This is a genomic window from Flavonifractor sp. An100 (genome assembly GCF_002161175.1).
Classification (GTDB): domain Bacteria; phylum Bacillota; class Clostridia; order Oscillospirales; family Oscillospiraceae; genus Lawsonibacter.
This window is the reverse complement of sequence record NZ_NFMA01000049.1, coordinates 1-3,031: the sequence shown is the minus strand read 5'-3', so window position 1 is coordinate 3,031 and position 3,031 is coordinate 1. Positions and strand designations below refer to the sequence as shown.

The window sequence follows — 3,031 nt, the reverse complement described above, 5'->3', positions numbered from 1 at the left end:
GGAAGGGAGAGGGGGGCTGGGGCGCAGGGGAAGAGGGCTCCGAAACCGGAGAAGTCACAGGTGCGGGAGCCTCAGTCGCCGCAAAAACCACGGGGGCTGTGTCTGCCGGCGCATCCTCTCCGGCAGAAGCCTGGACGGGGGCGCTGGAGGGGGAAGCCGCGGCCGGCTGGGGGGCAAAGGTGTCGGGAATCTGCCCGCCGGAAGACTGGGCCCGCTCCTTCAGCTCCCGGAGGTTGATTTTACCGGTGGGGGTGCTGGGCATGGCCTCCAAAGCCTCCATGTGGGAGGGGATCATGTAAGCGGGCAGCACCTTGGCTAGACGCTGACGGATTTCCCGCCCATCGGGGCGGTCGGCAGAGGGAATGTAGTAGGTAAACAGCTCCATGGAGCCGTCCTCCCGCCGCACCGGGACGGTAGCGGCCTGGAGGGCGCAGCCCTGGGAGACAAAGGCACCGTTGATCTCGTCTAGCTCCACCCGCTGCCCGTTGAGCTTCACCTGGGCGTCTCTCCGGCCCAAAAAGTCATAGGAGCCGTCCAGACGCAGCCGGGCAATGTCCCCCGTGCGGTACATCCGTTCTCCCGGGAAGAAGGGATCGGGGAGAAAGGCGGCCTCGGTGAGATCGGGGCGGGAGATGTACCCTACGCCCGCACACTCGCCAGCTAGGTACAGTTCTCCAGCGGCGGTGGGCAAAACGGGCTTGAGGTTTTCGTCCAGGACATAGAGGCGGTTGTTACGCATGGGCCAGCCGATGTTCACATAGCTGCGGTAGTCGGCGGGGCGGGTGGTGTTGTAGACGGTGCCCTCGGTGGGGCCGTACATGTTCACCTGGGCGGCCTCATGGGATGCGGTCTGAGCCTGGCGCAGCAGGGTTTCGGTGAGCACCTCCCCTCCGTAGATCATCAGCTCTAGGTTCTGGGAGGCCTGACAGAAGGCCTCATTGGAGAACCACATCTGGACCCGGGAGGGTGTGGACTGGGTGATCTTCACCCCGTCTCGCTCAATGAGCTGGGCCAGTTTCCAGGGGAGCATCATCTCCTCCTCATCAGCCATGACGATGGTTTTGCCCATGGACAGGGGGATGACCACCTCGCCGTTAAACATGTCAAAGACCACATTGGTGGTGCACAGAATGGGGCCGTCCGAGCGCTCCAAAATCTCCCGGAAGCCCCCGGCCATGTTGGCGATGGACCGCCAGGCCAGCATGACCCCTTTGGGCCGTCCGGTGGAGCCGGAGGTGAATAGCACCTCCGCCAGGTCGGTCTCCTTGAGAGGGACAGCCTGGAAGGTGTCCGGGGCCTGGTCGGACAGAGGGACTTGGACCACGGGCAGGGAGGCGGGCAGCTTGGGTTGGGTGACGCCGTCGCAGAGAATGTGGGTCATCCCGGCGATCTCCACCATATAGGACAGCCGCTGCTCCGGGTAGTGGGCCAGCAGGGGAGAGTAGGCTCCGCCGATCTTCCAGATGGCCAGCACGGCGGCCACCAGATCGGCGTTGCGGCACAGGGCAATCCCAATCCGACAGCCCGGCTGGGCTCCGGCCTGGGTGAGCAGATTGGCGATCTGGCAGGCTCTCCGGTCCAACTGGCGGCGGGTGGTGACCTGGCCGTGGAAAATGACGGCGGGGGCATCCGGGTCCAGCTCTAGCTGCCGGGCAAATTGGACGGGGATAGGCAGATTCAGGAAGGGGTATACCGTGTGGTTGGGGATGTCGATGAGCTCCATACGGTCCCGGGTCGACAGCGCCTCCACTCCCTCCAGAGTCTGGGTATCGTCCCGGAGCATGGAGGCGGCAATAGTCTCCAGACAGCGGCCGTAATAGCGCACCGTCTCCTCCAAAAACAGCTGGGTAGCGTACTCTACTTGGAAGGCGTAGCAGTCTCCCTCCTGGTATAGCTCCGCCCACAGGTCCATCCGCGCGGTGTGGGTGGGCAGAGGAATGTACTCCATGGCCTTGCCGTCCAGAGTGAAGGACCCGGCATCCACAGGACGCTGGGAGAAGATGACTTGGAACAGGGGGCTTTGGGACAGGCTGCGTTTAAGCCCCAGGGCGGAGACAATTTCTTCCAGCCCTACCTGCTGGTGGTCCAGCATACCGTTGACCTGCTCCCGTACAGCCCGGAGGTAGTTGGATACCGAGGCGCCTTTGGCGGGGGCTAGGCGCAGGGGCAGGGTGTTGATGAAGGGACCACACATCTCCCGGGTCTCCGGCAGCTGCCGTCCAGCCGCTGCGGCCCCCACCACCAGATCCTCTTTTCCCGACAGCCGAGAGAGGAGCAGACCAAAGGCCCCCAGAAAGAACATGTAGGGAGACAGTCCCTGCTTGGCGCAGAAGGCGTCGCACTGGCGGGAGAGCTGGGGTGATAGGGAGAAGGAAATGGTGTTGCCCTGAAAATCAAAGTCGTGGCTGCGGGCAAAGTCCCCTGGCAGCTCCAACCCCTCAGGCAGGGGAGCCAGGGTCTTGGTCCAGTAGTCCAGACGGCTGGACTCCCTGGCCTGGGAGGCCAGGAACCAGGCGTAGTCCAGATAAGTTAGGGGCTGGGGGGCGAGAGCCTGACCTTGGTAGAGGGCGTCCAGGCGGCCCAGCAAAACCGGGGTGGTGAGACCGTCGCCCACAATATGATGGGAATTGAGTAGCAGAACCCACCGCCCGGACTCCTCCTGCCACAGAGCCGCCCGCAGCAGAGGGGGCTGGTCCAGCTGGAAGGGGGCCAGAAGGGGCTGAGCGGCCTGTTCCAGGGTGCCGGAGGTGTAAACGGGCATGGAAAATTCCACCTGAGCCTGCACCCGGGCAAAAATGCCGTCGGGCTCTGAGACAAAGGCGGTGCGGAGTAGGGGCTCCTGGGCAATTAGGGCACGTAGCGCCCCCTCCAACCGGGGAATATCCGGGGGGGAAGCCAGGCGGAATGCCGCTGCCATATGGTAGGTGCGCCCGGTGGGGTCCAGATGGGACTGGACATAGATGCCCTGCTGAATGGGGGTTAAAGGCCAGCGCTCCTGGGGAGGAGCGGGGGGGAGGTGCTGAGCCTGGGG

At 64.1% G+C, this 3,031-nt stretch carries 1 protein-coding gene; it reads right to left on the bottom strand.

Annotation, left to right across the window (positions count from 1 at the left end; translation table 11 throughout):
- On the bottom strand, nucleotides 1-3,031 hold a 3,031-nt coding region (locus tag B5E43_RS14665; protein ID WP_143383027.1), incomplete at both ends, for an amino acid adenylation domain-containing protein.